This window comes from Lysobacter sp. F60174L2, assembly GCF_052547135.1.
In genome coordinates, this window is the sequence record NZ_JBQWRA010000002.1 from 338,666 (window position 1) to 361,396 (window position 22,731).

Sequence of the window (22,731 nt, forward strand, 5' to 3'; positions counted from 1 at the left end):
GCGTTCGTTGTGCGCTGCGGAATACATCATTCTTATATCACACCATAAAAGAATAAATTATTGACCGGCCATGACGCCCGTGCTACACACCCATCTTCACTGCAAAACCCGGGTGGGGAAGACTCGCGGATGGACACGGTGCGAAAGACAACGGCCGCGACGGTGCGGCAGGCCAGGCGACGAAGCCGGAAGGGGGCGGTGTCGATCCGGTCGATGGGGCTGGCATTGGCGCTGCTGTGCTGCTGCGGTGTCGTGGCCGCGCAGCAGCCCGCGTCGCTGCCCGCCGTCATCGAACTGGTCGATGACGGCCACTTCGCCGAGGCCGAGGCCATGATCGCCGGCAGCCTCGATGACGCGTCGCTGCCCGCGGACACCCGCAAGGCGCTGGAGTTCGAGCGCGAGCGCATGCGCCGCATCCTGATCGACTTCCACCGCGACGAGGCCGAGGTCCGCAAGCGCCTGGGCGAACGCATTCCCGACCTGCGCGACGACGAGTTCGCACGCTGGAAGCAGGCCAACCTGCTGGAGCATCGGGTCATCGACGGCCGCACGTGGTACTTCGACCGCGCGGTATCCAATCTGTTCCGCCTGAGTCCCGAGGCCAACGCTAGGCGGCCCGATCCTTCCTTCAGTGAAGGACCGATGGAGTCGCCCAACGCGCACCAGGCCAGCGTGCGCGAAGCGGCGCTGGCCAGCGGCGACACCAGCGTCGGCTCGCACCGCATCCGCGTCACCCAGACCCTCACCGTCGATGCCGACGCGGTGCCCGCCGGCGAGACGGTGCGCGCATGGATCCCGTATCCGCGCGCGATCCCCGGGCAACAGGAAAACATCCGGCTGGTCGACAGCAATCCGGACGGTGCCGAGGTCGCGCCGGAGTCGGTGCTGCAGCGCACCGCCTACCTGGAGCAGCCGGCGCGTGCGGGCGAGCCGACCGAGTTCGCGGTCACCTACGAGCTGGACATCCTGGCGCGCTATTTCGATATCGATGCCGACCGGGTGACGCCGGCACCGGCCATCGCCGAACTCGCCCCGTACCTGGCCGAGCGCGCGCCGCACATCGTGTTTACTCCCGAGCTGCGCGCGTTCTCGCGCAAGGTCGTCGGTGACGAGACCAACCCGTACCTGATCGCCCGCAAGCTGTTCGCCGCGGTCGACGAAATTCCGTGGGCCGGCGCGCGCGAGTACTCCACCATCTCCAACATCAGCGACTACGCGCTGCACGCCGGCCACGCCGACTGCGGCCAGCAGACGCTGCTGCTGATCACCCTGCTGCGCCTCAACGGCATCCCCGCGCGCTGGCAGTCGGGCATGGTGTTCGAAGGCGGCGACGGCCCCGACCACGACTACTGGAACCTGCACGACTGGGGCTGGGTGTACCTGGCGCCCTACGGCTGGGTGCCGATGGACGTGACCACCGGTCGTTTCGAGGGCAACGCCCAGCTCGAATGGTTCTACCTCGGCGGCCTCGACGCCTACCGCATCGTGTTCAACGACGGCTGGGGCAGCCAGTTCCAACCCGCCAAGGTCCATTTCCGCTCGGAGACCGTCGACTCGCAACGCGGCGAAGTCGAGTGGAGCGGGGGCAACCTGTATTTCGACCAGTGGGATTACGGATTCGAGGCACGCGAAATCCGGCCCAGCACAACCAATCCATCAACCAGATCGACGATCACACCGCCGGAGGGGACATGAACAGCAGGGCATTCCGTAGAAACGCGCTTTCCATAGCCATGGGGCTTTGCATGGCGTCCCTTGCACCGGTCGCGCTGGCCCAGGACGGTTCGGTCATCGGCCAGTCCCAGGCCGGCGCGCAGGTCACGGTGACCAATCCGCAGACCGGCTTCACCCGCAGCGTCACCGCCGATGCCAGCGGCAGCTATCGCTTCGCCTTCCTCCCGGTGGGCACCTACCAACTGCAGACCAGTGTCGACGGCCAGCCGGTCGGCGAGCCGGTGCAGGTGCGGGTCGGACTCGGCAACGCGACCTACGTCGGTTCCGTCGATGGCGACGGCGTCGCCAATCTCGGCACCGTGCAGGTCACCGGCTCGCGGGTCATCAACGCGGTCGACGTGAGCTCCACCGAGTCCGCCACCAACGTGACCGCGGAAGAAATCGCCCGCATGCCGGTGGAGCGCAGCGTCAGCTCGGTGGCGCTGCTCGCGCCCGGCGTGGCCGGCGGCAGCGCCGGCTTCGGCGGCATTTCGTTCGGCGGTTCGTCGGTGGCGGAGAACGCCTTCTACGTCAACGGCCTGAACGTCACCGACTTCTACAACCGGGTCGGCTTCTCGGAAGCGCCGTTCGACTTCTACCAGGAGTTCCAGGTCAAGACCGGCGGCTACTCGGTGGAGTTCGGACGCACCACCGGTGGCGTGGTCAACGCCGTCGCCAAGTCCGGCACCAACGAGTTCCATTCCGGCGCCAAGGTGGTGCTCACGCCCGAGAACTGGCGCGAGGAGGCTCACGACAGCTACCTGGACGGCGAACGCTACCTCACCCGCAGCCGCGACACCTCCGACTCCACCCGCATGAACATCTGGGCATCGGGTCCGCTGGTGAAGGACAAGCTGTTCTTCTTCGCGATGTACGAAGGGCGCCAGGTCGACCCGCAGAACACCGACAACCAGGGCAACAACCTCACCGAAGGCAACAGCGACGACGGCTTCTGGGGCACGACGCTCGACTGGCAGGTGAACCGCGACAACCTGCTCAGCCTGATGGCGTTCTCCAACGAGAACCGGGTCAACAGCACCACTTACGACTACGACTACGACACCGGCACCATCGGCCAGCAGCTGAGCACCTCCTACTCCGAGGGCGGCGGCAAGAACTGGGGCCTGACCTGGACCTCCTACCTCACCGACAACCTGTCGATGAAGCTGATGCACGGCACCAACGAGCGCACCAGCGTCGCCGGTTCGCCGGTCGACGGGGATTGCAACTACGTCACCGCCGGCACCGGCGTGGTCGATCCCGGCGTGCCGCTGGGCTGCAACAGCAACTCCAGCATCTACGACCGCAACGACGAGCGCGAACAGACCCGCGCGGACTTCGAGTGGGCGCTCGGCGACCACCTGGTGCGGTTCGGCCTCGACCGCGAGGTCAACACCTCCGACCTCAGCCAGGTCTATTCCGGCCCGGACAACCTCCAGTACAACGTCTACAGCGCCGTCGCCGGCACCCAGAACGACAACTGTGGTGGCTTCTTCGTTCCCGCCGGTTACACGGCCTGCATCCGGGCCCGCCAGTACGAGATTTCCGGTTCCTTCGAATCCAACAACCAGGCCTGGTACATCGAGGACAACTGGTCGATCACCGACGACTTCATCCTGAGCCTGGGCATCCGCAACGAGGCGTTCGACAACAAGGACGCGGAAGGCACCACCTACATCGAGATGGACGACATGTGGGCGCCGCGACTCGGCTTCTCGTGGGACATGAAGGGCGACGGCACCACCAAGCTCTTCGGTAACGCCGGCCGGTACTTCCTGCCGGTCGCCAACGTCATCAACATCAAGCAGGGCGGTGCGCTGCTCGATGCGCGCAGCTACTACGGGTTCGAAGGCTGGGAGGTCCGCGAGACCAACGGCGTCGAGTACGCGATGCCGATCCTGGGCGAGTTCATGGGCTTCGACGACGACCAGGGCGACGGCACCGTCGGCGACCTGCGCGCGGAAGTCGATTCCGACATGGACCCGGTCTACCAGGACGAGTTGATCCTCGGCTTCCAGCAGCAGCTCAGCCAGGCGTGGTCGTGGGGCGTGCGGGGCATCTACCGCGAGCTCAACAACGCGATCGACGACATCAACATCACCGCCACCCACTGCGGCCGCGTCGCCAGCAACTGGGTGATGGCCAACCCGGGCGAGGAAGTCACCATCTGGGGCGACACCGATTGCGACGGCGTCGATGACGGCTACGTCAGCATCGATACCTCGCAGGGCGGTTACTGGACCGAAGCCGACAACTATGTCTACGGTCCGGACGAGGACGGCGAGCTGGGCTGGCAGTACGACAGCTCCACGCCGACCGGCCAGATGGGCTGGGCCAAGCCCGAGCGCACCTACAAGGCGATCGAACTCCAGATCGACCGCGCATGGGACGACAAGTGGATGTTCAACGGCTCGTACACGCTGTCGTGGAACGAGGGCAACGCCGAAGGTCCGGTCAACACCGATACCAACTTCGGTGACACCGGCCGCACCGAGAACTTCGACGACCCGTTCGTGAACCGCGACGGCTACGGTCCGCTGGCCAACGACCACCGCCACCAGATCAAGCTGCGCGGCACCTACGCGCTCAACGACAACTGGCGCGTGGGCGCCACGGTGGACGCGAAGTCGGGCGGCCCGATCACCGGCTTCGGCGTCGGCAATCCGTACAACTGGAAGCTGTACCACAGCTACTACCTGTGCGTTGAGAACTGCACGCCGCCCGACGGCGCCGAGCTGGGCGATACCTGGAGCACCAGCGACCGCGTCTACGAGCACTCGCCCCGCGGTGGCGAGGGCCGGATGCCGTGGACCTACGACATCGGTGCCAGCGTCGCCTATGAGCGTGACTTCGGGCTGGCGACGTTCCAGGCCAAGCTCGCGGTCTACAACCTGCTCAACAACCAGGAGCCGGTCTGGGTCTACCAGGAACTGGAATCCAGCGTGGGCGAGCGCGATCCGTTCTTCGGCCAGGAACGTTTCCTGCAGTCCCCGCGTTATGCGCAGTTGATCCTCTCCTTGTCCTACTGAAACATCCCGTTGGCGGCCTGCTCTGCGGGCCGCCTTTTTTTTTCAGGGCCGGCGAACGGTCCGCCGGGAAGAGGAGGAACACATGAATATCCGCATCGGTGTCGCTTGCGCGGCGCTGGCCGGCGCGCTCGCGGGTTGCGCACAGCAGCCGGTCCAGACGTCCGCTCCAGACCTGCTGACCCTCGACACCCATGTCGACATCCCGCTGGACTACATGCGCGAGCCACGCTACGACGTGGGCGGCGACAGCGCGCTCAAGGTCGACCTGGGCAAGATGGAGCGCGGCGGCCTGGACGGCGCGTTCTTCATCATCTACGTGGGGCAGGGGCCGCTGACCGAAGCGGGCTATGCCGATGCCGTTGCCCAGGCCGAACGCAAGTACTCGGCCATCGCGCTGATGCTTGAGAAGTATCCCGATCGCATCCGGCTGGCGACCACGCCGACGCAGATTCGCGAAAACCAGGCGCATGGCCTGCTGTCGGCGATGATCGGCATCGAGAATCCGTATTCGCTCGGCCACGACCTGTCGCGCCTCGACACTGCCCATGCCCGCGGCGCCCGCTACGTGGGCCTCACCCACGTGGGCAACAACGCGGTGTGCAGCAGCGCCAATCCGGATACCGAAGCCGGCGAACCGGCGCACAACTCCGCGCAGGACCCGGGGATGAGCGAGTTCGGCCGCGCTCTGGTCGCGCGCGCCAATGCGCTGGGGATGATGGTCGATGTCTCGCATGCCTCCGACAAGTGCGTGCTCGATGCCATCGCCGCCTCGCGGGCACCGGTGTTCGCCTCGCACTCCTCGGCGCGGGGACTGGTGGACGTGCCGCGCAACCTGCCCGACGACCTGCTGCGTGCGATCGCCGATGACGGCGGCGTGGTGCAGGCGGTCGCCTATTACGAATTCGTCAAGCACGACCCTGCGCGACAGGCCGCCGAGAAGGCGTTGCAGCAGGAGATCGCACGCGAGGCGGGCGCCGGGGAATTCGACTGGGATGTCCACGGCGAGCTGCCGGCTCTGGCCGCCGGCATGGCGCGGATCGAGCGCGAACACCCGTTGGCCACGCTGCAGGAGTACGTCGACCACATCGACTACATGGTCGAGCTGGTCGGCATCGACCACGTGGGCATCGCCTCCGACTTCGATGGCGGCGGCGAGGTGACCGGCTGGATGGATGCGAGCGAGTCTCCCAACGTCACCGCGGAACTGCGCAAGCGGGGATACAGCGACTCCGACATCGCCAGGCTGTGGGGTGGCAACCTGCTGCGCGTCTGGCAGGCCGCCGGCGATGCCGCGGACGCTGGGCCGGGTGCACCGTGAGGCACCTGCCGCAGGCCGCCATTGCACTGTTGATGGGGTTGTCCTGCGCCTCCGGTGCAGCGGCGGAGGTTGCGGAAACCAGCCCGGCCCGGATCGACGAAATCGCCCGGGCCACCGTCGATCGCTACCAGCTCCCGGGCCTCGCCATCGGTGTCATCGAGGACGGCGAAGTGGTGTTCGCCCGCGGCTATGGCGAGACCGTCGCCGGCAGCGGCGACGCGGTCGATCCCGACAGTCTGTTCAAGATCGCTTCCAACACCAAGGCGATGACCGCGAGCGTGCTGGCGCGGCTGGTCGATGCCGGCAAGCTGCGCTGGGACGACCCGGTGGTGAAGCACCTGCCGCAGTTCCGCATGCATGACCCGTGGGTCACGCAGCACATGACCGTGGCCGACCTGCTGGTGCACAACAGCGGCCTGCCCGAGGGCGGCGGCGACCTGATGCTGTGGCCGGAGCCGAACCATTTCGACCGCGCCGACATCATCAACGGGCTGGCACACATCAAGCCCGCCTACGGCTTCCGTGCCGGCTATGCCTACGACAACCTGCTGTACGTCGTCGCGGGTGAAGTCGCGGCCGCGGTCGGCGGCGTGTCGTACGAGGAGATGGTGCGGCGCGAGGTGTTCCAGCCGCTCGGACTGGACCGATGCCGCGTCGGCGAAATCGACCGCAAGGCGGTCGACAACATCGCCCGGTCGCACCGGCGCGAGGACGGCCGCAACGTACCGGCGGCGATCGACGGCGACACCATCCCGGCGATCACCTCGGCCGCGGCAGGCGGCATCCGCTGCAGCCTCGACGACATGCTGGCCTGGGCGAAGAACTGGCTGGACCCGACCGCCCCGCAATTGCAATGGCTGTCGGCGCAGCAGCGCGAAGCGATGTGGGCCGCGCGCACGCCGATGCCGATTTCGCAGCGCAGTCGCGAGTGGAACAACACGCATTACTACGCCTACGCGTTCGGCTTCCGGCTGGCCGATGTCGACGGCGCCTGGACCGTCTCGCACACCGGCACGCTGTCGGGCATGTACTCGGTGATGACGCTGCTGCCGGACTCCAGGTCCGGCTTCGTGGTGCTGATGAACGGCGAGGCGGGCGAGGCCCGCACCGTGATCAACCAGGTGCTGCTCAAGCACTTCACGGCACCACGGGAGAACGCCACCGTTGCGGCGTATGCCGCGCGCATCGCCAGCCAGCCGGCATCGTCCGAAGGCTCATCGGCGCCCGACACCTCCGCGCGCAAGCCGGCCACGGCTGCCGCCCTTGCGGGGCATCTCGGCCGCTACACCGACCCGTGGTTCGGCGAAATCTCGGTGTGCCGGGACGGCGGCGGCGTGCGCTTCACCTCGGCCAAGTCGCCACGCCTGCGCGGCCGGATAATGACGGTCGATGACCGCCTGCTGGTCGACTGGGACGGCCATGGCCTCGACGAGGCCTGGCTGGACTTTGCCACCCCCGGCGCATCGCCCGCGCTGGCGATGGCCAAGGTCGACCCCAACGCCGATTTCAGTTCCGACTACGAGGACCTGGCCTTTGAACGCACCGGAAACTGCGAGTAGGGCAGTATCGCGACTGGCGGCGTGCGCTCTCGCCACGCTGCTGTGCGCCTGCGCATCGACCACGCCGGCACCACAGTTATCGTCGGCACAGACACTCGACGAGGCCGGTCTGGTCGACATCCGCAGCCTCGTCCCCGACATGGCCCAGGAGATCCGTTACGCCGGCAGCGAAAACTTCGTCGGCATGCCGATCGACGGCTACGACGCGCCGCGCTGCTACCTGCTGGAGCCGGTCGCCGAGGCATTGCGGAAAGTCGAAGAGGACCTGCGCCGACAGGACCTGCGCCTGAAGATCTTCGACTGCTACCGGCCCACGCGCGCGGTCGCGCACTTCGTCCGCTGGGCCCACGACCCCGACGACCAGCGCAACCGCGCCGACTACTACCCCGACATGGACAAACCCGACCTGCTGGACGGCTACATCGCCCCGGTCTCCGGCCACAGCCGCGGCGCGACGGTCGACCTGACCCTGCTGCAATGCGATGACGGAGCGTGCGAACCGCTCGACATGGGCACCGGTTTCGACTTCTTCGGCCCGCGTGCCAATACCGATTCGCCGCTGGCCACGCCGGCCCAGCGCGCCAACCGCGAACGCCTGCGCGAGGCGATGGGCCGCCACGGCTTCGCCAACTATCCGATGGAATGGTGGCACTACACGCTGCAGCCCGAACCGAGCCCGACGCTGATGTACGACATCCCCGTGTCCCGCCCCACGACCGACCAGCTGATGGCCCGCTACGACGGCGACGTGCCCGGAGCATCGCTGCTGGTGCTCAAGGACGGCGTACCGGTGGTGCGGCGCGGCTACGGCCGCTCTGATCTCGAGCACGGCATCGAGGCCGGCCCGGCGACAGATTACCGCCTGGCGTCCGTCACCAAGCAGTTCACCGCCGCGGCCATCCTGCTGCTGGCGCAGGATGGCACGCTCGACCTGGACGATCCGCTGCGCCAGTGGTTGCCGTCGCTGCCAGCCGCCACCGACGGCATCACCCTGCACCAGGTGCTCAGCCACACCTCCGGCCTGATCGACTACGAGGACGTCATACCGGAGACCATGACCGCGCAATTGCACGATGCCGACGTGCTGCGCATCCTGGAGGGGCAGGACCGCACCTATTTCGAGCCCGGCACCAACTACAGGTACAGCAACAGCGGCTACGCGCTGCTGGCGCTGATCGTCGAGCGCGCCTCCGGGCAAGGTTTTCCGGCATTCCTGCGCGAGCGGATCTTCCTCCCGCTGGGCATGCACGACACTCTGGCCTACGTGCAGGGCGGCCCCGAAGTGCCCCACCGGGCCTTCGGCTACAGCCGGATCGACGGCGACTGGACCCGCACCGACCAGAGCCAGACCAGCGCGGTGCTCGGCGATGGCGGCATCTACTCGTCGATCGACGACCTCGCCCGGTGGGATGCGGCACTGTACGACGACCGCCTGCTCAGCGACGAGTCACGCCGCCTCGCGTTCACCGCCGTGACCCCGACCGACGATCCCGCGGTCGAATACGGCTACGGCTGGCGCATCACCGGCGACAGCCTGTGGCACTCGGGCGAGACCATGGGGTTTCGCAACGTCATCGTGCGCTGGCCGCAGCGGCGGCTGACGGTGATCCTGCTGAGCAACCGCAACGACCCCGAGCCGTACCGGACCGCGCTCGAGATCGCCGGGCCGTGGCTGACCGACTGAAGCGACGGGGCGGCGAAAGCGGGGCGCCGGACCTGGAACGGTCGCCATCGTCCGCGACGCCAAACAACAAAGTCGCGATTTCCCGCGACGCCAGAACCAGAAAAGGCCGCGATTTCTCGCGGCCTTCCTGGATTCATGGTGGAGCGGAGGGGGATCGAACCCCTGACCTCCACGATGCGAACGTGGCGCTCTCCCAGCTGAGCTACCGCCCCATGAAGGAGGCAATTCTAACGGCCCGGAACCGGCGGCGCCAGCCCCCGTGAGCAGCGGATGTCACGGCACAACGGCACCCGCCACGCTCGCAACCGCCATGCACCGAATGTAGGAGCGACGTAAGTCGCGATTTCACTGACACACGTAGTCACCGTGAAATCGCGACTTACGTCGCTCCTACGGTCAAGCGGGCGTCAAACGGCGCCGCGTGGCCCGGGAGCGCTACTCCGCCAGCAATGGCGCCAGGCTCGGCTCCAGCAGTTCGCGGCGCCACCCTGCAAGGGCGGCGGGCCATTCGCCGTGGTCGAGCAGGGCTTCCAGGTAGCGGCGCGACGCCAGCAGGCCGTCGGGCAGGCCCAGTTCGGCGCTGCGGGCGGCGACTGCATCCTGCATCTGGCGCACGCGGTTCTTGTCGCGCTTCTCGGCGACACCGGCATCGGGCGTCCCGGCCTCGTCTTCCAACGGCGTGGACAGCGCCCGCCAGATCGCGTCGCCCAGCTTGCGTGGGGCCTTGGGGTGCTCATCCAGCTGCGCCTGCAGCGCGCCGCGATCGGCCGGCGGGGTACGGGCGAGGGCGACGGCGAGTTCGTTGTCGAGGATCCAACTGCGCGGCCGGTCGCTGTCGCGCGCATGGGCCTCGCGCCAGCGCAGCAGCCGCACCAGCCGGCGCTGGGCATCCAGGTCGAGGAAGTGCGCGCTGCGCATCGACAGGTGCGGCCAGCGCTCGAGCGCGTCGGTGTCGGCGTTGGCGACGGTGCGGCGGGCGTCGTCGGCCAGCCAGTCGCGCCGCCCGAGCTCGCCGAGCATGCCGTCCAGCACGTCGTGCATCTCGAACAGGTGGCGCACGTCGTCGGCGGCGTATTCCAGTTGCGACGGCGACAACGGCCGGCGCAGCCAGTCGGAGCGGGTCTCGCCCTTGCTCAGCACCACGCCGGTGATCCGCTCGACCAGCTTCTGGTAGCCCATGCCGCCGGCGATGCCGGCCAGCGCCGCCGCCAGTTGGGTGTCGAACAACGGCCGTGGCACCACCTTGCAGGCGTGCTTGAAGGCGACCAGGTCCTCGCTGGGGCTGTGCATGACCTTGAGGATCGACTCGTCGGCGAGGATCGCCGCGAGCGCATCGGTGATGCCCGGCGCCAGCGGATCGACCAGTAGGATCTCGATGCCGCCGGCGTCGCGCTCGATCGCGATCTGCACCAGCGCCAGCTGCGGCCAGTAGGTGCGCTCGCGGATGAACTCGGTATCCAGCCCGATGCGTGCGGGGCGGCCGGTGAAGCGGGCGGTCAGTGCGGCCGGATCGGTGACCCACACCGGCGTGGTCGAATCGGCGGCGTTCGGGGCGGGATGTGTCGGTTCGATGGGCACTTTGGGCGGATCGCGATTCGGGTTGCCGGGGTGGGCGACAATAGCCTACTTTCAGGACGCCCTCGCGGGGGCGCCGGTGGGCCGTCAGGCCGGGAGGACGATTGCGAGCAAGGTTGTCAGCACGATTGCCAGCATCAACGCCACCAGGGCCGGTGTCGCGGGCGGTTGTCCGCTGGCTTCGCATGTGGGTGTGCGGCGGGCTGGTGGTTGCCGCGTTGGCCGCCTCGCTGGCTGGCTGCTCCGCCGACGACGATGCCGCATCGCCCGCCACCCCGGATGCATCCAGCCGCGCGACCGCGCCGATCGTGACCATCGGCGCCGGGCAGGAAGTCTCGCCGGTCCCGCCATGGAGCGCGCCCGAGGTCGAGGTCGACGACGAAAACATCGCCCAGCTCAAGGAGGATGCGTCGGCGGCGCTGGAAGCGGGCGAGCTGTTCGGCGAGGACGATGATGCGATCCCGCTGTACCTGGCGCTGCGCGGGCACGCGCCCGCGGATGCCGATGTGGCGACAGGCTTCCAGCAGGCGCTGGGTGCGGTGATCGAGCGGGGCGACGACGCGCTCGCGGCGATCGACGACGACCCCGCCGCGCTGCGGCGCGCCCACCAGTTCGCCGCGGTGGCCCGCGAAGCGGCGCCGGATGCGCAACCGGTAATCGAATTCCTGGGGCGGCTCGATCGCGCCGACCAGGCCGCACAGGCCAACCTCGGGGGCGAGCAGGCGCTCAACGCGCGGCGGATCCTGGGCGACGATGGCAACGCCGCGGTCGATCATTTCCGCAAGGCGCTGCAACTGCGGCCCGGCGATGCGCGCGCGCTGCAGGGCCTCGCGGCCGCCGAAAGCGCGCTGATCCGGCAGGCCGAGCTGGCAGCCGACAAGGACGACTACGATGCGGCGGCACAGTGGCTCGACAAGGCGGCCACGGTCCGGCCGGACATGAAGACGGTGCCCGAGGCCCGGCAGCGCATCGCGCGCCACCGCGCGTCGCGGGTCGGCAACCTGCGTGACCTCGGGCTGGCGGCACTGACCCGCGAGGGTGGACTCGACGAGGCGCGCCGTCATCTCGCCGACCTGCTGCGGATCGCCCCGGAAGGCGACCCGGCCGCGGTCGAGCTGCGCGAGCAGATCGAGCTGGCCAGCCATTACGGATTGTTCCGGCCCGGCCAGGCGTTCACCGAGGCGCTGGAACGCGGTGGCCGTGGCCCGGAGATGGTGGTCGTCCCGCACGGCGCGTTCCGGATGGGTGCGGGACCGGATGAGAAAGGCGCCAACGATGTCGAGCGTCCGGCGCGCAACATCCGTTTCGATCGTGGCCTGGCGGTGTCGCGCAACGAGATCACCGTGGGCGAGTTCCGCCGCTTCGTCACCGCCACGGGCTACGAGGCACGGGCCACGCGGCGCGGTTATTCGACGGTGTACGACGAGCGCAGCGGCAACCTGGTGCGGCGCAGCGGCATCGACTGGCGCTCGGACTACGCCGGCAACCCGGCCGGGGACAGCCTGCCGGTGGTGCACGTCAGCGCGCAGGATGCCAAGGCGTACGCCGAATGGCTGTCGGTCCAGACCGGCCACGTGTACCGGTTGCCGAGCGAGGCCGAGTTCGAGCACATGCTGCGCGCGGGCAGCCAGTCGCGGTTCCCTTGGGGCGACGACGCCCCGCCCGACGGCGCCGGCAACTTCACCGGCGGCGAGGACGAGTCACCGGGAGGGCGCCACTGGCGCAATGCCTTCGACGGCTACGGCGACGGCGCATGGGGCCCGGCGCGGGTGGGGTCGTACGCGGCCAATGCATTCGGCCTTCACGACCTGGCCGGCAATGTCAGCGAGTGGGTCGCCGATTGCTGGCACGACGGCTACCGGCGCGCGCCGGCGGACGGCCAGGCCTGGATCAACCCGGGCTGCCGCGAGCAGGTCGTACGGGGAGGTTCGTGGGCCAGTTCCCCGGTCCAGACCCGCTCGGCCTGGCGCCTGGGCAGCGACATCGGCACCACCAACGCGCGGGTCGGTTTCCGCGTGGTGCGGGAAATATGACAACCACCAACGTCCCGGTGTCGCCGGGCAAGGAGCGCTGAATGAACATCTCCCTGGGACGCGCGCGCGGCAGCTCTGCGGGCGGCCGGCGTCGCGGCGGCGGCATCCGCTGGTGGATCCTGTTGCTGTTCGCAGGCTATGCGGCGTGGCAGTGGTTCGGCAGCGCCGAGACCGATCCGTACACCGGCGAGACCGCGCATTACGGCGCCAGTGCCGAGGAAGAAGTGCAGCTCGGCGCGCAGGCCTACCAGCAGGTACTGGGCGATGCCCAGGCGCAGGGTGCGCTGATGCCGGCCGATTCCGAAGTCAGCCGCCAGATCAGTACGATCGCGCAGCGGCTGGTCGCCCGGGTACCGCAGGTCACCAGTGACCTGGCCGCGATGCACCAGCAGCAGACGCCGACCGCCCATCAGCAGTTCCAGTGGGACGTCAGCGTGATCCAGTCCGACCAGGCCAACGCGTTCTGCCTTCCGGGCGGCAAGATGGCGGTCTATACCGGGCTGCTGCCGATCGCGCAGAGCGAGGATGCGATGGCGGTGGTGATGGGCCACGAGATCGCCCATGCGCTGCTGCGCCACGGTTCCCAGCGCATGGCCCAGCAGAAGCTGGTGCAGATGGGACAGATGGCCGCCGGCATGGCGATCGGCGGGATGGACCCGCAGCAACAGCAGGCGGTGATGGCCGCGCTTGGCGCCGGCGCGCAGTACGGCTTCATCCTGCCGTACGGCCGCGACCACGAAACCCAGGCCGACCAGGTGGGCCTGATGCTGGCGGCGGCGGCGTGCTACGACCCGCGCACGGCGGTTCCGCTGTGGGAGCGGATGTCGCAACTGGGCGGCGGCGAGCGTCCGCCGGAATTCGCCTCGACCCATCCGGATCCGGCCAACCGCATCCAGAACCTGCAGGCGTTGATGCCGCAGGCGGTCGCGTTCCACGAAAAATACTGCGCCGGCCAGCCGCTGCAATAGAGACCCGTTGTAGGAGCGACGTGAGTCGCGAATTCCCTGATGCCCGGTTTCGCCGTGCGATCGCGACTCACGTCGCTCCTGCAATGGCGCGCTGTCGCGGGGTCTGGCCTCAGCGCTTGCCTTCGGGCTTCTTGCCCGACGCCGGGGTCTGGCCGACGCTGCCGGACAGGTTCTGCAACTCCTTCCACATCGCCAGGTTGCGTTCGGTCAGCTGGTTCATCATCGCCCAGGGGGTCTGCCCGAGCATGCCGCCCATCTGCTTGCGGAACTGCTGCTGCTGGTCGAGGAAGCCCTGCATCGAGCGCTCCAGGTAGCTGCCCATGAAGCCCTGCAGCGAGTCGCCGTAGAAACGGATGATCTGGCTGAGCAACTGGGTCGACAGCATCGGCTCGCCGTCCTGCTCGTGCTCGGTGATGATCTGCAGCAGCACCTGCCGGGTCAGGTCCTCGCCCGAGCGCGCGTCGCGGACCTCGAACTCCTCGTTGTCGATGATCAGCTGGCGGACGTCCTCGATCGTGATGTAGCTGGAGATCTCGGTGTCGTACAGACGACGGTTGGGGTACTTCTTGATGACGCGGATCGAGGCCATGGAGCAAACGCTCTGAGTCATGATGCTTTGCAGCATGGCGCAGGCCGCGGCCGGTTTGCAACTTGTGGCGAGAGCGCCTTACCAGCCCATGTACTGCCCGCCGTTCGCCGACAGGTTGGCCCCGGTGATCCAGCCGGCCTCGTCGGGCATGAAGAAGCCCACCGCGTACGCGATCTCCTCCGGCGTGCCGAGGCGGCCGGTGGGGATCTGCGCGACGATCTTGTTGCGCACCTCCTCGGGTACGGCCATCACCATGTCGGTGCCGATGTAGCCCGGCGAGACGGTGTTGACGGTGATGCCGAACTTCGCGTTCTCCTGCGCCAGCGAGATCGTGAAGCCGTGCATGCCGGCCTTGGCCGCGGCGTAGTTGGCCTGGCCGTACTGGCCCTTCTGGCCGTTGATCGAACTGATCTGCACGATCCGTCCCCACTTGCGCGCGCGCATGCCTTCGATCACCGGGCGGGTGACGTTGAAGCAGGAATTGAGGTTGGTGCAGATGACGTCGTTCCACTGCTGCGCGCTCATCTTGTGGAACGTCGAGTCGCGGGTGATGCCGGCGTTGTTGACCAGGATGTCGATGGGGCCGAGCTGGTTCTCGACCTCGCGCACCAGCGCCTCGGCCTGCTCGGGCGAGGACACGTCGCCCTGCGCCAGCGCCACGTCAATGCCGGACGCCTTCATCTTTTCCTGCCAGGCACGCCCGCGGGACTCGTCGCGGAAGTTGGTCGCCACCTTGTGGCCCATGTCGGCCAGTCGCTTGACGATCGAGGTGCCGATGCCACCGGTGCCGCCGGTGACCAACGCGACGCGTGCCTGCATGCTGCTCTCCAATCTGCCCGGGAAACTCCCCCGGGAAATACTAGTCCCGGATTGTGAAATCCCTGTTGTGCGACGCGGGAAACGGAGCGACCCCGCGCGGGATGCGGCCGGGCTGGAATGACGCGCTCGCGACGGCGAGCAGTTCCGCCACGCTGCTGGTCCCGGCCAGTGCATCGGCCGGCTGGCCCAGCGCCGTCCAGGCGCGACGCAGTGCGGGCAGCGGATCGCCCGGGTCGAACGGTTGCGAGTCGTCGGACTTGGAAAGCTTGCGTCCGCCGGCATCGATGACCAGCGGCAGGTGGGCGTACCGCGGTGTCGGCAGCCCCAACGCGCGTTGCAACAGGATCTGGCGCGGGGTGGAATCGAGCAGGTCGGCGCCGCGCACGACATCGGTGATGCCCTGGTCGGCATCGTCCACCACGACTGCCAACTGGTAGGCCCAGCAGCCGTCGGCGCGCCTGAGCACGAAGTCGCCGACCTCGCGGGCGACGTCCTGCGATTGCGAGCCCTGGATGCCGTCGACGAAATCGACCAGGGTGCCGTCATCGACCCGCAGGCGGATCGCCGGGTCCGGTCGCGGCGCCGTTGCGAGGCACTGGCGATGGACGCCGCCGGTCGGGACCAGGTCGCTGCGACTGCAATGGCAGGTGAACGCGCGGCCCTCCGCCAGCAACCGGTCCAGCGCGCGCTGGTAGATCGCGTCGCGTCCACTCTGGCGCACCACCGGCGCATCGGGGACGAGGCCGAGCGCGGCCAGCGCGGCGAGTTGGCGGTCGGCGGCGCCGGCGACTTCCCGCGGGCCGTCCACGTCCTCGATGCGTACCCACCATTCGCCGTCGGCCGCGCGCGCCAGCAGCCAGCTGCCGAATGCGGCCAGCAGCGAGCCGGCGTGCAGGTCGCCGGTGGGCGAGGGTGCGAAGCGGCCGCGGTAGCTGGCGGGCAATGTCGCGGGTACTGATGCGGTCGGGAGTACGGCTGGACCCACTCGGCAAATCCGTCACCTTGAATTCGCCGTGAGCCTGCCACATTTTTTGCGCATAGCCGCGCATCGGGCGCGACCGGGTCAACGACATGTTCAAGCGGATCGGATTGTTCCTCGCCACCAACCTCGCCGTGATGGTGCTGCTCGGCATCGTGCTGAGTGTGCTGCAGGGCGTGTTCGGGGTCACCCTCGGCAACAACGGCGTGCTGCTGGTGATGGCGGCGCTGTTCGGCTTCGGCGGCTCGCTGGTGTCGCTGCTGATGTCGAAGTGGATGGCCAAGCGCAGCACCGGCGCGCATGTCATCGGGCAGCCGCGCAACGAGGCCGAGCAATGGCTGCTGGCCACCGTGGGCCGGCAGGCGGAGGCCGCCGGAATCAAGATGCCGGAGGTGGCGATCTACGACGCGCCGGAGATCAACGCCTTCGCCACCGGGCCTAGCCGCAACAACTCGCTGGTCGCGGTGTCGACCGGCCTGCTGCAGCAGATGGGCCGCAACGAAGCCGAGGCCGTCCTGGCGCACGAGGTCAGCCACGTGGCCAATGGCGACATGGTGACGATGGCGCTGATCCAGGGCGTGCTCAACACGTTCGTGATCGTGCTCGCGCGGCTGGTCGGCCGCGTGATCGACAGCTACCTCAGTGGCAACCGCGAGGGCGGTCCGGGCTTCGGCTACTACATCATCGTGTTCGTGCTGGACATGGTGTTCGGATTGCTCGCGAGCATGATCGCGATGTGGTTCTCGCGGCATCGCGAGTTCCGCGCCGATGCCGGTGGGGCGAACCTCGCCGGGCGCGACAAGATGGTCGCCGCGCTGCAGCGGCTGTCGTTGAACCACGGGGCCAACACCCTGCCGAAGCAGGTCGCGGCCTTCGGCATCAGCGGCGCGATCGGCCACGGCCTCAAGCGCCTGCTGATGAGCCACCCGCCGCTGGAAGAACGCATCGCCGCGCTGCGGCGGATGCCGGACACGATCCGTACCGCTGCATGACCGCCGCACCCGCCGCATGACCGCGGCGGGTTCGTCCGGTCAGGAGAAGTCGTAGTCCATCGACGGACCGGCCTGGGCGAGGAAGTGGCCCTGGGCGTAGTCGATCCCGGCGCTGAACAGGATCGTCATGCTGGCCGCGTCCTGCACGAACTCGGCGATCGCCTGCTTGCCGAGTTCGTGGGCCCGGGTCGCGATCTCGCGGATCTTCTGCTGGTACTCGGGGTTGGCCGCCAGGTCTTCCATGAAGGCGCGGTCGAGCTTGACCAGGTCGGCGTCGAAATGGCTCAGCAACTGGAACGAGTTGAGTCCGCTGCCGAACTGCTCCAGGCCGATCCGCACCCCCGCCTTCGAGGCGCGCTGCTGGAACGCCTGCGCGGCCTTGAGGTGTGTGGACACCTTCGATTCGGTCAGCTGCAGCACCAGCAGGCTGCCGTCGGCACCGTGCTTGGCCAGGTTTTCCTCGATGTGCTGCAGCAGGCTGTCGTCCTGCAACGACGCTTCGGTGATCCGGACCATCAGGGTGGTCCGGTGGCCGGCCTTGAGCTGCGCGCCGATGTCGGCGATCGCGCGGCCGACCATCCAGCGGTCGATCTCCCACAGCAGGCCGTGTTCCTCGGCGATCTGCAGGAAGGTCAGCGGCTGCACCAGTTCGCCATGTTCGCCCTGCATGCGCAGGTAGACGTCGTAGATCTCCATGGGCTCGCCGTGCAGGCTCATCAGCGGCTGGTAGTAGGGGACGAACCGGTCGCTGTCGATCGCGTCGCGGATCCGGTTGACCCAGGCTTCGACGCGTTCTTCCTCGGCGCGGTCGACCGCGCCGGGGTCGAAGATGTCGGTACGGTTGCCGCCCACGCCGATGGCGGACTGGACGCCCTGGTTCGCCTTGCCGAGCACCGCGGCGACGCTGGCGATCTTCTGCCCGATCTGCACGCCGCCGATGCTCGCGGTGGCGTTGAGCGAGCGGCTGTCGATGTCGAGCACGCTGTTGGCGAATGCCGCGCGCACGGTTTCCGCCAGGGCCGAGGTGGCGGTGTAATCACTGCCGCGACGGAGCACCGCGAACTGGTGCTCGCCAAAACGCGCGACGACGTCGTCGGCGCCAAGCGCACTGCGCAGGCGTTGTGCGCAGGCGGATATCAGCTCGTCGGCGGCATCCAGCCCGAGTTCCTGCAGCAGGCGCGAATAGTGGTCCGGCTCGACCAGCAGCAGCGCATGGTGGCTGGCGTTCTGGCCGGCGTCGGCAACCGCGTCCTCGAGCGCGCGCAGGAAGGTCGCGCGGTTGAGCAGGCCGGTGGCCTGGTCGCGCTGGCGCAGTTCCTCGACCTCGCGGGCCAGTTCCGGATCCAGTTCCTGTCGGCGCAGGATCACCTGCTGGCAGTTTTCGCCCTCGTAACTGGCCGCGGTGAATTCCATCACCGCCGGGAAGCTGTTGCCCTCGAGCGTGCGCGCCTCGATCTCGTGCCGCGGCGGCGGTGCCTCGCCCTTGCCGAGCCGCTTGAGCAGCTGCTTGAACTCGTCGACATGCTGCGGCGCGACCAGGTCCAGCAGCGACATGCCCTCGATGTCCTCGAACGATTCGAAGCCGAACATCTCCAGGTAGGCGCTGTTGGCGCGGATGTGCATGCCCTCGTGCACATAGGCGATCGGGTCGCGCGAGGAGTCGATCAATGCATCGCAACGGCGCTCGGTCTCGCGGACCTGCGACTCGAGCTTGCGCAACGCGCGGCGTGCCTCCAGGTCGGCCCACTCGCTGCGCACGGTGCTCTCGATCTGCGCGATGCGGTCGCGCAGGACCACGTTTCGGACGCCGAGCGAGCTGGCCTGCAGCAGGCCGGCGTCATCGATGCTGTCGAGCAGCAGCAGCACCGGCAGGTCCTTGCCGCTGGCGGCGACATGCTGCATCACGGTGGCAAGCGGCACGCTGGTCGCGTCGCGCGCGATCAGCACGAAATCCGGTGGGTGGTTGGCCAGCATCGCGAGGAAGTCGGACTCGGTTTCGGGCCGGTTGGGCCGCACCGCGATGCCGCTGTTGCGCAGCCCGCTGGCAATGGCTTCGGCCGCCTCGACGCTGTCGTCGACGATCAGCAGCCGCAACACCATGTCCTTACCCACTTGCATAGCCCCTCCATCCGGGTCTGTTGGCATCGCTTGCAACGATTGCAGCGTGGTCACGCTGCAATCGCCCAGCATGACGGCCGGGTGGGACCCGCCCGCCATCGCGGCTTCGCCGTTCGCATATATAAGCATGTTGTCCCCCTGCGTTGCCCCGGACGTCACCGCCCGGGTCGTCGGGTCCGGCCCTAAGGCCCGTCGCTCGGCGACGTTGCGCGACCCGTTCCGACGCATTCCGCCGTGTTATGACAGATGCCGGAGCCACCGTCCATGGCGCCTCTCTAGAGTTGGGACGCGAGTGGGGCCTCAGAGCGGCCGTTTGCCGCTGTCGCCGGGAACCTCCCGCACCAGCCGGGGCACCAGGTAGCCCGACAGCCGGGCTGCAAGGCCGGCATGGAGGGCGCGGGCACTGTCGTCGTCGATCTCGAAATGGGCCGCGCCCTGGACCCGGTCCAGCTGGTGCAGGTAATACGGCAGCACGCCGGCCTCGAAACCGCGTTCGCTCAGTGCTACCAGCGCGTCGACCGAATCGTTGACCCCGCGCAGCAGCACCGCCTGGTTCAGCAGGGTGGCCCCGGCCTGGCGCAGGCGGGCCATCGCGGCGTCGACCGATGGATCGAACTCGTTGGCGTGGTTGGCATGCAGCACCACGGTCAGCGGCCAGGGCAGGCCCGCGAGCCAGTCGAGCAGGGCGTCGTCGACGCGTTCAGGCAGGACCACCGGCAGGCGGGTGTGGATGCGCAGCCGCCTGATGTGGCTGAATCCGGCCAACGCACCGGTCAGCTCGGCCAGCTTGGGCGTGGCGAGCGACAGCGGGTCGCCGCCGGACAGGATCACCTCGTCGATGCTGGCGTCGGCACCGATCAGCGCCACCGCCTCGCGCCAGCCGGCCGCGGCGGCGGTTTCCTCCGCATACGGGAAGTGCCGGCGGAAGCAGTAGCGACAGTTGATCGCGCAGCTGCCGGTGGTCACCAGCAGGGCGCGCCCCCGGTACTTCTGGATCACGCCGTGGCCGGTCCTGGCAGCGCCATCGCCGACCGCATCGAGGCTGAAGCCGGGCATCGGCTGCATTTCCGCGTCCAGCGGCAATACCTGGCGCAGCAACGGGTCGGCCGGATCGCCGTGGCGCATGCGGGCGACGAAGCCACGCGGTACTCGCAGCGGGAACTGCGTGGCGGCGTCGGCGGAAACGCCCATTGCATCCGGATCGAGGCCGAGCAGCGCCAGCAGTTCGCGCGGATCCCGCACTGCCTCGCGCCACAGTTGCTGCCAGCGCGGCGACTGCGGGGTTGGAGGCGTCTGCAAGGCTGGGGCGGTGGGGGTCACTGCGGTTATCATTCGGGTCCGGTTTTGCCTGCATCCGGCCTCGGCCGGGCGCAGCCCGACATTCTAGCCGCCCGGCGTCCGCGCCGGACCGCGCCACTCCAATCATCTACATCGCAGGAGTTCCAGCATGGCCAGTTACGGCATGAACGACGTAAAGAACGGGATGAAGATCCTGGTCAACAACGACCCGTGCATCATCACCGACACCGAGTACGTCAAGCCGGGCAAGGGCCAGGCGTTCACCCGCATGAAGTACCGCAGCATCAAGACCGGCCGGGTGCAGGAAATCACCATGAAGGCGACCGACTCGGTCGAGGCCGCCGACGTGATCGACACCGACATGCAGTTCCTGTACGCCGACGGCGAGCACTGGCACTTCATGGATCCGACCAGCTTCGAGCAGGTCCAGGCCGACAAGAACGGCGTGGGCGACGCATCCAAGTGGCTCAAGGGCGAGGAGGATTGCGTGGTGACGCTGTGGAACGGCGTGCCGATTTTCGTCAACCCGCCGAACTTCGTCGAACTCAAGATCACCGAGACCGACCCGGGCGTCCGCGGCGACACTTCCGGTGGCGGCGGCAAGCCGGCCACGCTGGAAACCGGCGCGGTGGTGCGCGTGCCGCTGTTCGTCGGCCAGGACGAGGTGATCAAGGTCGATACCCGCTCGGGCGAGTACGTCAGCCGGGTCAAGTAAATGACCGGCCAAGCCCCCCAGCCCTGCGACCTGCTGATCGAAGCCGGCTGGGTGGTGCCGGTCGAGCCGCGCGGCGTGGTCCTGCAGGACCATGCCGTGGCGGTCAGCGGCGGCGTCATCGTGGCGTTGCTGCCGATCGCCGAGGCGCGCGCGCGTTTCGACGCGAAGGAAACCGTCTCGCGCCCCGACGCGGCGCTGATGCCCGGCCTGGTCAACGCGCACACCCACAACCCGATGACCCTGCTGCGCGGGGTGGCCGACGACCTGCCGCTGATGGAATGGCTGAACGGCCACATCTGGCCGATCGAGGCGGCGGTGATCGGGCCGGAGTTCGTCGCCGACGGCGTGACCCTGGCGATCGCCGAAATGCTGCGTGGCGGCACCACCTGTGCCAACGAGAACTACTTCTTCCCCGACGTGCAGGCCGCGACCTACAAGCGCCACGGTTTCCGCGCGCGCGTGGGGTTGCCGGTGATCGACTTCCCGACCGCGTGGGCGGCCAGCGACGACGAATACTTCGACCGCGCCTCGGAAGTCTTCGATCAGTGGCGCGACGACCCGCTGGTGTCGACGGCGTTCGTCCCGCACGCGCCGTACACGGTGTCGGATACGAGCTTCGAACGGATCCGGATGCTGGCCGACCAGCTCGACGTGCCGGTCCACCTGCACACGCACGAGACCCGGCACGAGGTCGAGGAGTCGCTGCAGAAATACGGCCAGCGTCCGCTGGCGCGGCTCGACCGGCTCGGACTGGTCAACGACCGCCTGATCGCGGTGCACATGACCGACGTGACCGACGCCGAGATCGAACTGTGCGCGCAGCGTGGCGTCAGCGTGGTGCATTGCCCGGAATCCAACCTCAAGCTGGCGTCGGGTTTCTGCCCGGTCGGCCGGTTCGAGCAGGCCGGCGTCAACATCGCGATCGGTACCGATGGCGCGGCCAGCAACAACGACCTCGACATGTTCGGCGAGACCCGCACCGCGGCCCAGCTCGCCAAGGCCGTCGCCGGGGACGCTGCGGCCTTCAGTGCTGCCAGTGCGCTGCGCGCGGCGACCCTCGGAGGCGCGAAGGCGATGGGCCTGGACCACGCGATCGGCTCGATCGAGATCGGCAAGCAGGCCGACCTGGCCTGCGTCGACCTGGCCCAGCTCGAAACCCAGCCGCTGCACAGCGTGGTGTCGCAGCTGGTCTACGCCACCGGCCGGCACCAGGTCAGCGACGTCTGGATCGGCGGCTTGGCCAGGCTGCGCGAGCGCGTGCTGGTCGACATCGACGCGGCGGCGCTGGTCGCCAATGCCCGGCAATGGCGGCAGCGGATCGCCGCGATCCGGGCCTGAAGG

General features: G+C 68.3%; 16 protein-coding genes, 1 tRNA gene and 1 pseudogene. 11 read left to right on the plus strand and 7 right to left on the minus strand.

Translation table 11 applies throughout. The annotated features are described in order from the left end of the window. Positions 1-213 precede the first annotated feature (213 nt). The 6 genes and pseudogenes from ACT9AS_RS06690 to ACT9AS_RS06715 all read left to right on the plus strand — a co-directional run bounded on the left by ACT9AS_RS06690 (position 214) and on the right by ACT9AS_RS06715 (position 9,303). Positions 214-1,695, plus strand: coding sequence for a transglutaminase domain-containing protein (locus ACT9AS_RS06690; protein WP_445099784.1), 1,482 nt, complete (start codon positions 214-216; stop codon positions 1,693-1,695). Continuing rightward, positions 1,692-4,742, plus strand: coding sequence for a carboxypeptidase regulatory-like domain-containing protein (locus ACT9AS_RS06695; RefSeq protein ID WP_445099341.1), 3,051 nt, complete (start codon positions 1,692-1,694; stop codon positions 4,740-4,742). Before ACT9AS_RS06690 ends, ACT9AS_RS06695 begins: the two co-directional genes overlap by 4 nt. Positions 4,743-4,824: 82 nt before the next feature. After that, the gene (locus ACT9AS_RS06700; protein WP_445099342.1) at positions 4,825-6,060 is read left to right on the plus strand and encodes a membrane dipeptidase; all 1,236 of its coding nucleotides are present in this window, start codon (positions 4,825-4,827) and stop codon (positions 6,058-6,060) included. Positions 6,061-6,092: 32 nt separating this feature from the next. Beyond that, positions 6,093-7,619 (plus strand): serine hydrolase, encoded by a 1,527-nt coding sequence (locus ACT9AS_RS06705; protein ID WP_445099785.1) that lies wholly within the window; start codon positions 6,093-6,095, stop codon positions 7,617-7,619. Continuing rightward, a pseudogene (locus ACT9AS_RS06710) lies at positions 7,594-8,289 on the plus strand (M15 family metallopeptidase); the annotation flags it as partial. The gene ACT9AS_RS06705 and the pseudogene ACT9AS_RS06710, both read left to right, overlap by 26 nt. A gap of 15 nt (positions 8,290-8,304) precedes the next feature. After that, entirely contained in the window at positions 8,305-9,303 is a 999-nt protein-coding gene (locus ACT9AS_RS06715; protein ID WP_445099786.1) for a serine hydrolase, read from the plus strand. Positions 9,304-9,439: 136 nt separating this feature from the next. Here the strand turns inward: ACT9AS_RS06715 and ACT9AS_RS06720 are convergent. Both ACT9AS_RS06720 and rnd read right to left on the minus strand, forming a co-directional pair. After that, positions 9,440-9,515 (minus strand) — tRNA-Ala (locus tag ACT9AS_RS06720). Between the two features lie 223 nt (positions 9,516-9,738). After that, the gene (gene rnd / locus ACT9AS_RS06725) at positions 9,739-10,881 is read right to left on the minus strand and encodes a ribonuclease D (RefSeq protein ID WP_445099343.1); all 1,143 of its coding nucleotides are present in this window, start codon (positions 10,879-10,881) and stop codon (positions 9,739-9,741) included. Between the two features lie 182 nt (positions 10,882-11,063). On the opposite strand from rnd, the gene ACT9AS_RS06730 reads away from it, so the two are divergent. Continuing rightward, the gene (locus tag ACT9AS_RS06730) at positions 11,064-12,911 is read left to right on the plus strand and encodes an SUMF1/EgtB/PvdO family nonheme iron enzyme (RefSeq protein WP_445099344.1); all 1,848 of its coding nucleotides are present in this window, start codon (positions 11,064-11,066) and stop codon (positions 12,909-12,911) included. 41 nt (positions 12,912-12,952) lie between these two features. Beyond that, positions 12,953-13,879: a M48 family metalloprotease gene (locus ACT9AS_RS06735; protein ID WP_445099345.1), complete on the plus strand. Its 927-nt coding sequence runs from the start codon at positions 12,953-12,955 to the stop codon at positions 13,877-13,879. 109 nt (positions 13,880-13,988) lie between these two features. Here the strand turns inward: ACT9AS_RS06735 and phaR are convergent, their stop codons facing one another. The 3 genes from phaR to gluQRS all read right to left on the minus strand — a co-directional run bounded on the left by phaR (position 13,989) and on the right by gluQRS (position 16,272). Next, the gene (gene phaR / locus ACT9AS_RS06740) at positions 13,989-14,468 is read right to left on the minus strand and encodes a polyhydroxyalkanoate synthesis repressor PhaR (protein ID WP_445099346.1); all 480 of its coding nucleotides are present in this window, start codon (positions 14,466-14,468) and stop codon (positions 13,989-13,991) included. Positions 14,469-14,546: 78 nt separating this feature from the next. Further along, positions 14,547-15,287: an acetoacetyl-CoA reductase gene (gene phbB / locus ACT9AS_RS06745; protein WP_445099347.1), complete on the minus strand. Its 741-nt coding sequence runs from the start codon at positions 15,285-15,287 to the stop codon at positions 14,547-14,549. A gap of 40 nt (positions 15,288-15,327) precedes the next feature. Next, on the minus strand, positions 15,328-16,272 hold the full coding sequence (gluQRS, locus tag ACT9AS_RS06750) for a tRNA glutamyl-Q(34) synthetase GluQRS (protein ID WP_445099348.1): 945 nt from the start codon (positions 16,270-16,272) through the stop codon (positions 15,328-15,330). 86 nt (positions 16,273-16,358) lie between these two features. Here gluQRS and htpX point away from each other — a divergent pair, with 86 nt between their 5' ends. Then, positions 16,359-17,258: a protease HtpX gene (htpX, locus tag ACT9AS_RS06755; RefSeq protein ID WP_445099349.1), complete on the plus strand. Its 900-nt coding sequence runs from the start codon at positions 16,359-16,361 to the stop codon at positions 17,256-17,258. 39 nt (positions 17,259-17,297) lie between these two features. Here the strand turns inward: htpX and ACT9AS_RS06760 are convergent, their stop codons facing one another. Both ACT9AS_RS06760 and epmB read right to left on the minus strand, forming a co-directional pair. Continuing rightward, complete coding sequence (locus ACT9AS_RS06760; RefSeq protein ID WP_445099350.1) at positions 17,298-19,376, minus strand: EAL domain-containing protein; 2,079 nt, start codon at positions 19,374-19,376, stop codon at positions 17,298-17,300. A 300-nt stretch (positions 19,377-19,676) separates the two neighbouring features. Continuing rightward, positions 19,677-20,708 carry an EF-P beta-lysylation protein EpmB gene (gene epmB, locus ACT9AS_RS06765; RefSeq protein ID WP_445099351.1) on the minus strand — a complete coding sequence of 344 codons (1,032 nt, stop codon included), beginning with the start codon at positions 20,706-20,708 and terminating at the stop codon, positions 19,677-19,679. 115 nt (positions 20,709-20,823) lie between these two features. On the opposite strand from epmB, the gene efp reads away from it, so the two are divergent. Beyond that, positions 20,824-21,390, plus strand: a complete 567-nt coding sequence (efp, locus tag ACT9AS_RS06770; protein ID WP_445099352.1) for an elongation factor P — start codon at positions 20,824-20,826, stop codon at positions 21,388-21,390. Next, positions 21,391-22,728 carry a TRZ/ATZ family hydrolase gene (locus ACT9AS_RS06775; RefSeq protein WP_445099353.1) on the plus strand — a complete coding sequence of 446 codons (1,338 nt, stop codon included), beginning with the start codon at positions 21,391-21,393 and terminating at the stop codon, positions 22,726-22,728. Positions 22,729-22,731 lie beyond the last annotated feature (3 nt).

What these genes read in the sequence shown, in the direction of transcription:
- ACT9AS_RS06690 (WP_445099784.1), top strand. Translation starts at nt 214, where the DNA reads ATGGGGCTGGCATTGGCGCTGCTGTGCTGCTGCGGTGTCGTGGCCGCG.
- ACT9AS_RS06695 (WP_445099341.1), top strand. Translation starts at nt 1,692, where the DNA reads ATGAACAGCAGGGCATTCCGTAGAAACGCGCTTTCCATAGCCATGGGG.
- ACT9AS_RS06700 (WP_445099342.1), top strand. Translation starts at nt 4,825, where the DNA reads ATGAATATCCGCATCGGTGTCGCTTGCGCGGCGCTGGCCGGCGCGCTC.
- ACT9AS_RS06705 (WP_445099785.1), top strand. Translation starts at nt 6,093, where the DNA reads ATGGGGTTGTCCTGCGCCTCCGGTGCAGCGGCGGAGGTTGCGGAAACC.
- ACT9AS_RS06715 (WP_445099786.1), top strand. Translation starts at nt 8,305, where the DNA reads ATGTACGACATCCCCGTGTCCCGCCCCACGACCGACCAGCTGATGGCC.
- ACT9AS_RS06730 (WP_445099344.1), top strand. Translation starts at nt 11,064, where the DNA reads ATGTGGGTGTGCGGCGGGCTGGTGGTTGCCGCGTTGGCCGCCTCGCTG.
- ACT9AS_RS06735 (WP_445099345.1), top strand. Translation starts at nt 12,953, where the DNA reads ATGAACATCTCCCTGGGACGCGCGCGCGGCAGCTCTGCGGGCGGCCGG.
- phaR (WP_445099346.1), bottom strand. Translation starts at nt 14,468, where the DNA reads ATGGCCTCGATCCGCGTCATCAAGAAGTACCCCAACCGTCGTCTGTAC.
- phbB (WP_445099347.1), bottom strand. Translation starts at nt 15,287, where the DNA reads ATGCAGGCACGCGTCGCGTTGGTCACCGGCGGCACCGGTGGCATCGGC.
- htpX (WP_445099349.1), top strand. Translation starts at nt 16,359, where the DNA reads ATGTTCAAGCGGATCGGATTGTTCCTCGCCACCAACCTCGCCGTGATG.
- ACT9AS_RS06760 (WP_445099350.1), bottom strand. Translation starts at nt 19,376, where the DNA reads ATGCAAGTGGGTAAGGACATGGTGTTGCGGCTGCTGATCGTCGACGAC.
- epmB (WP_445099351.1), bottom strand. Translation starts at nt 20,708, where the DNA reads ATGATAACCGCAGTGACCCCCACCGCCCCAGCCTTGCAGACGCCTCCA.
- efp (WP_445099352.1), top strand. Translation starts at nt 20,824, where the DNA reads ATGGCCAGTTACGGCATGAACGACGTAAAGAACGGGATGAAGATCCTG.
- ACT9AS_RS06775 (WP_445099353.1), top strand. Translation starts at nt 21,391, where the DNA reads ATGACCGGCCAAGCCCCCCAGCCCTGCGACCTGCTGATCGAAGCCGGC.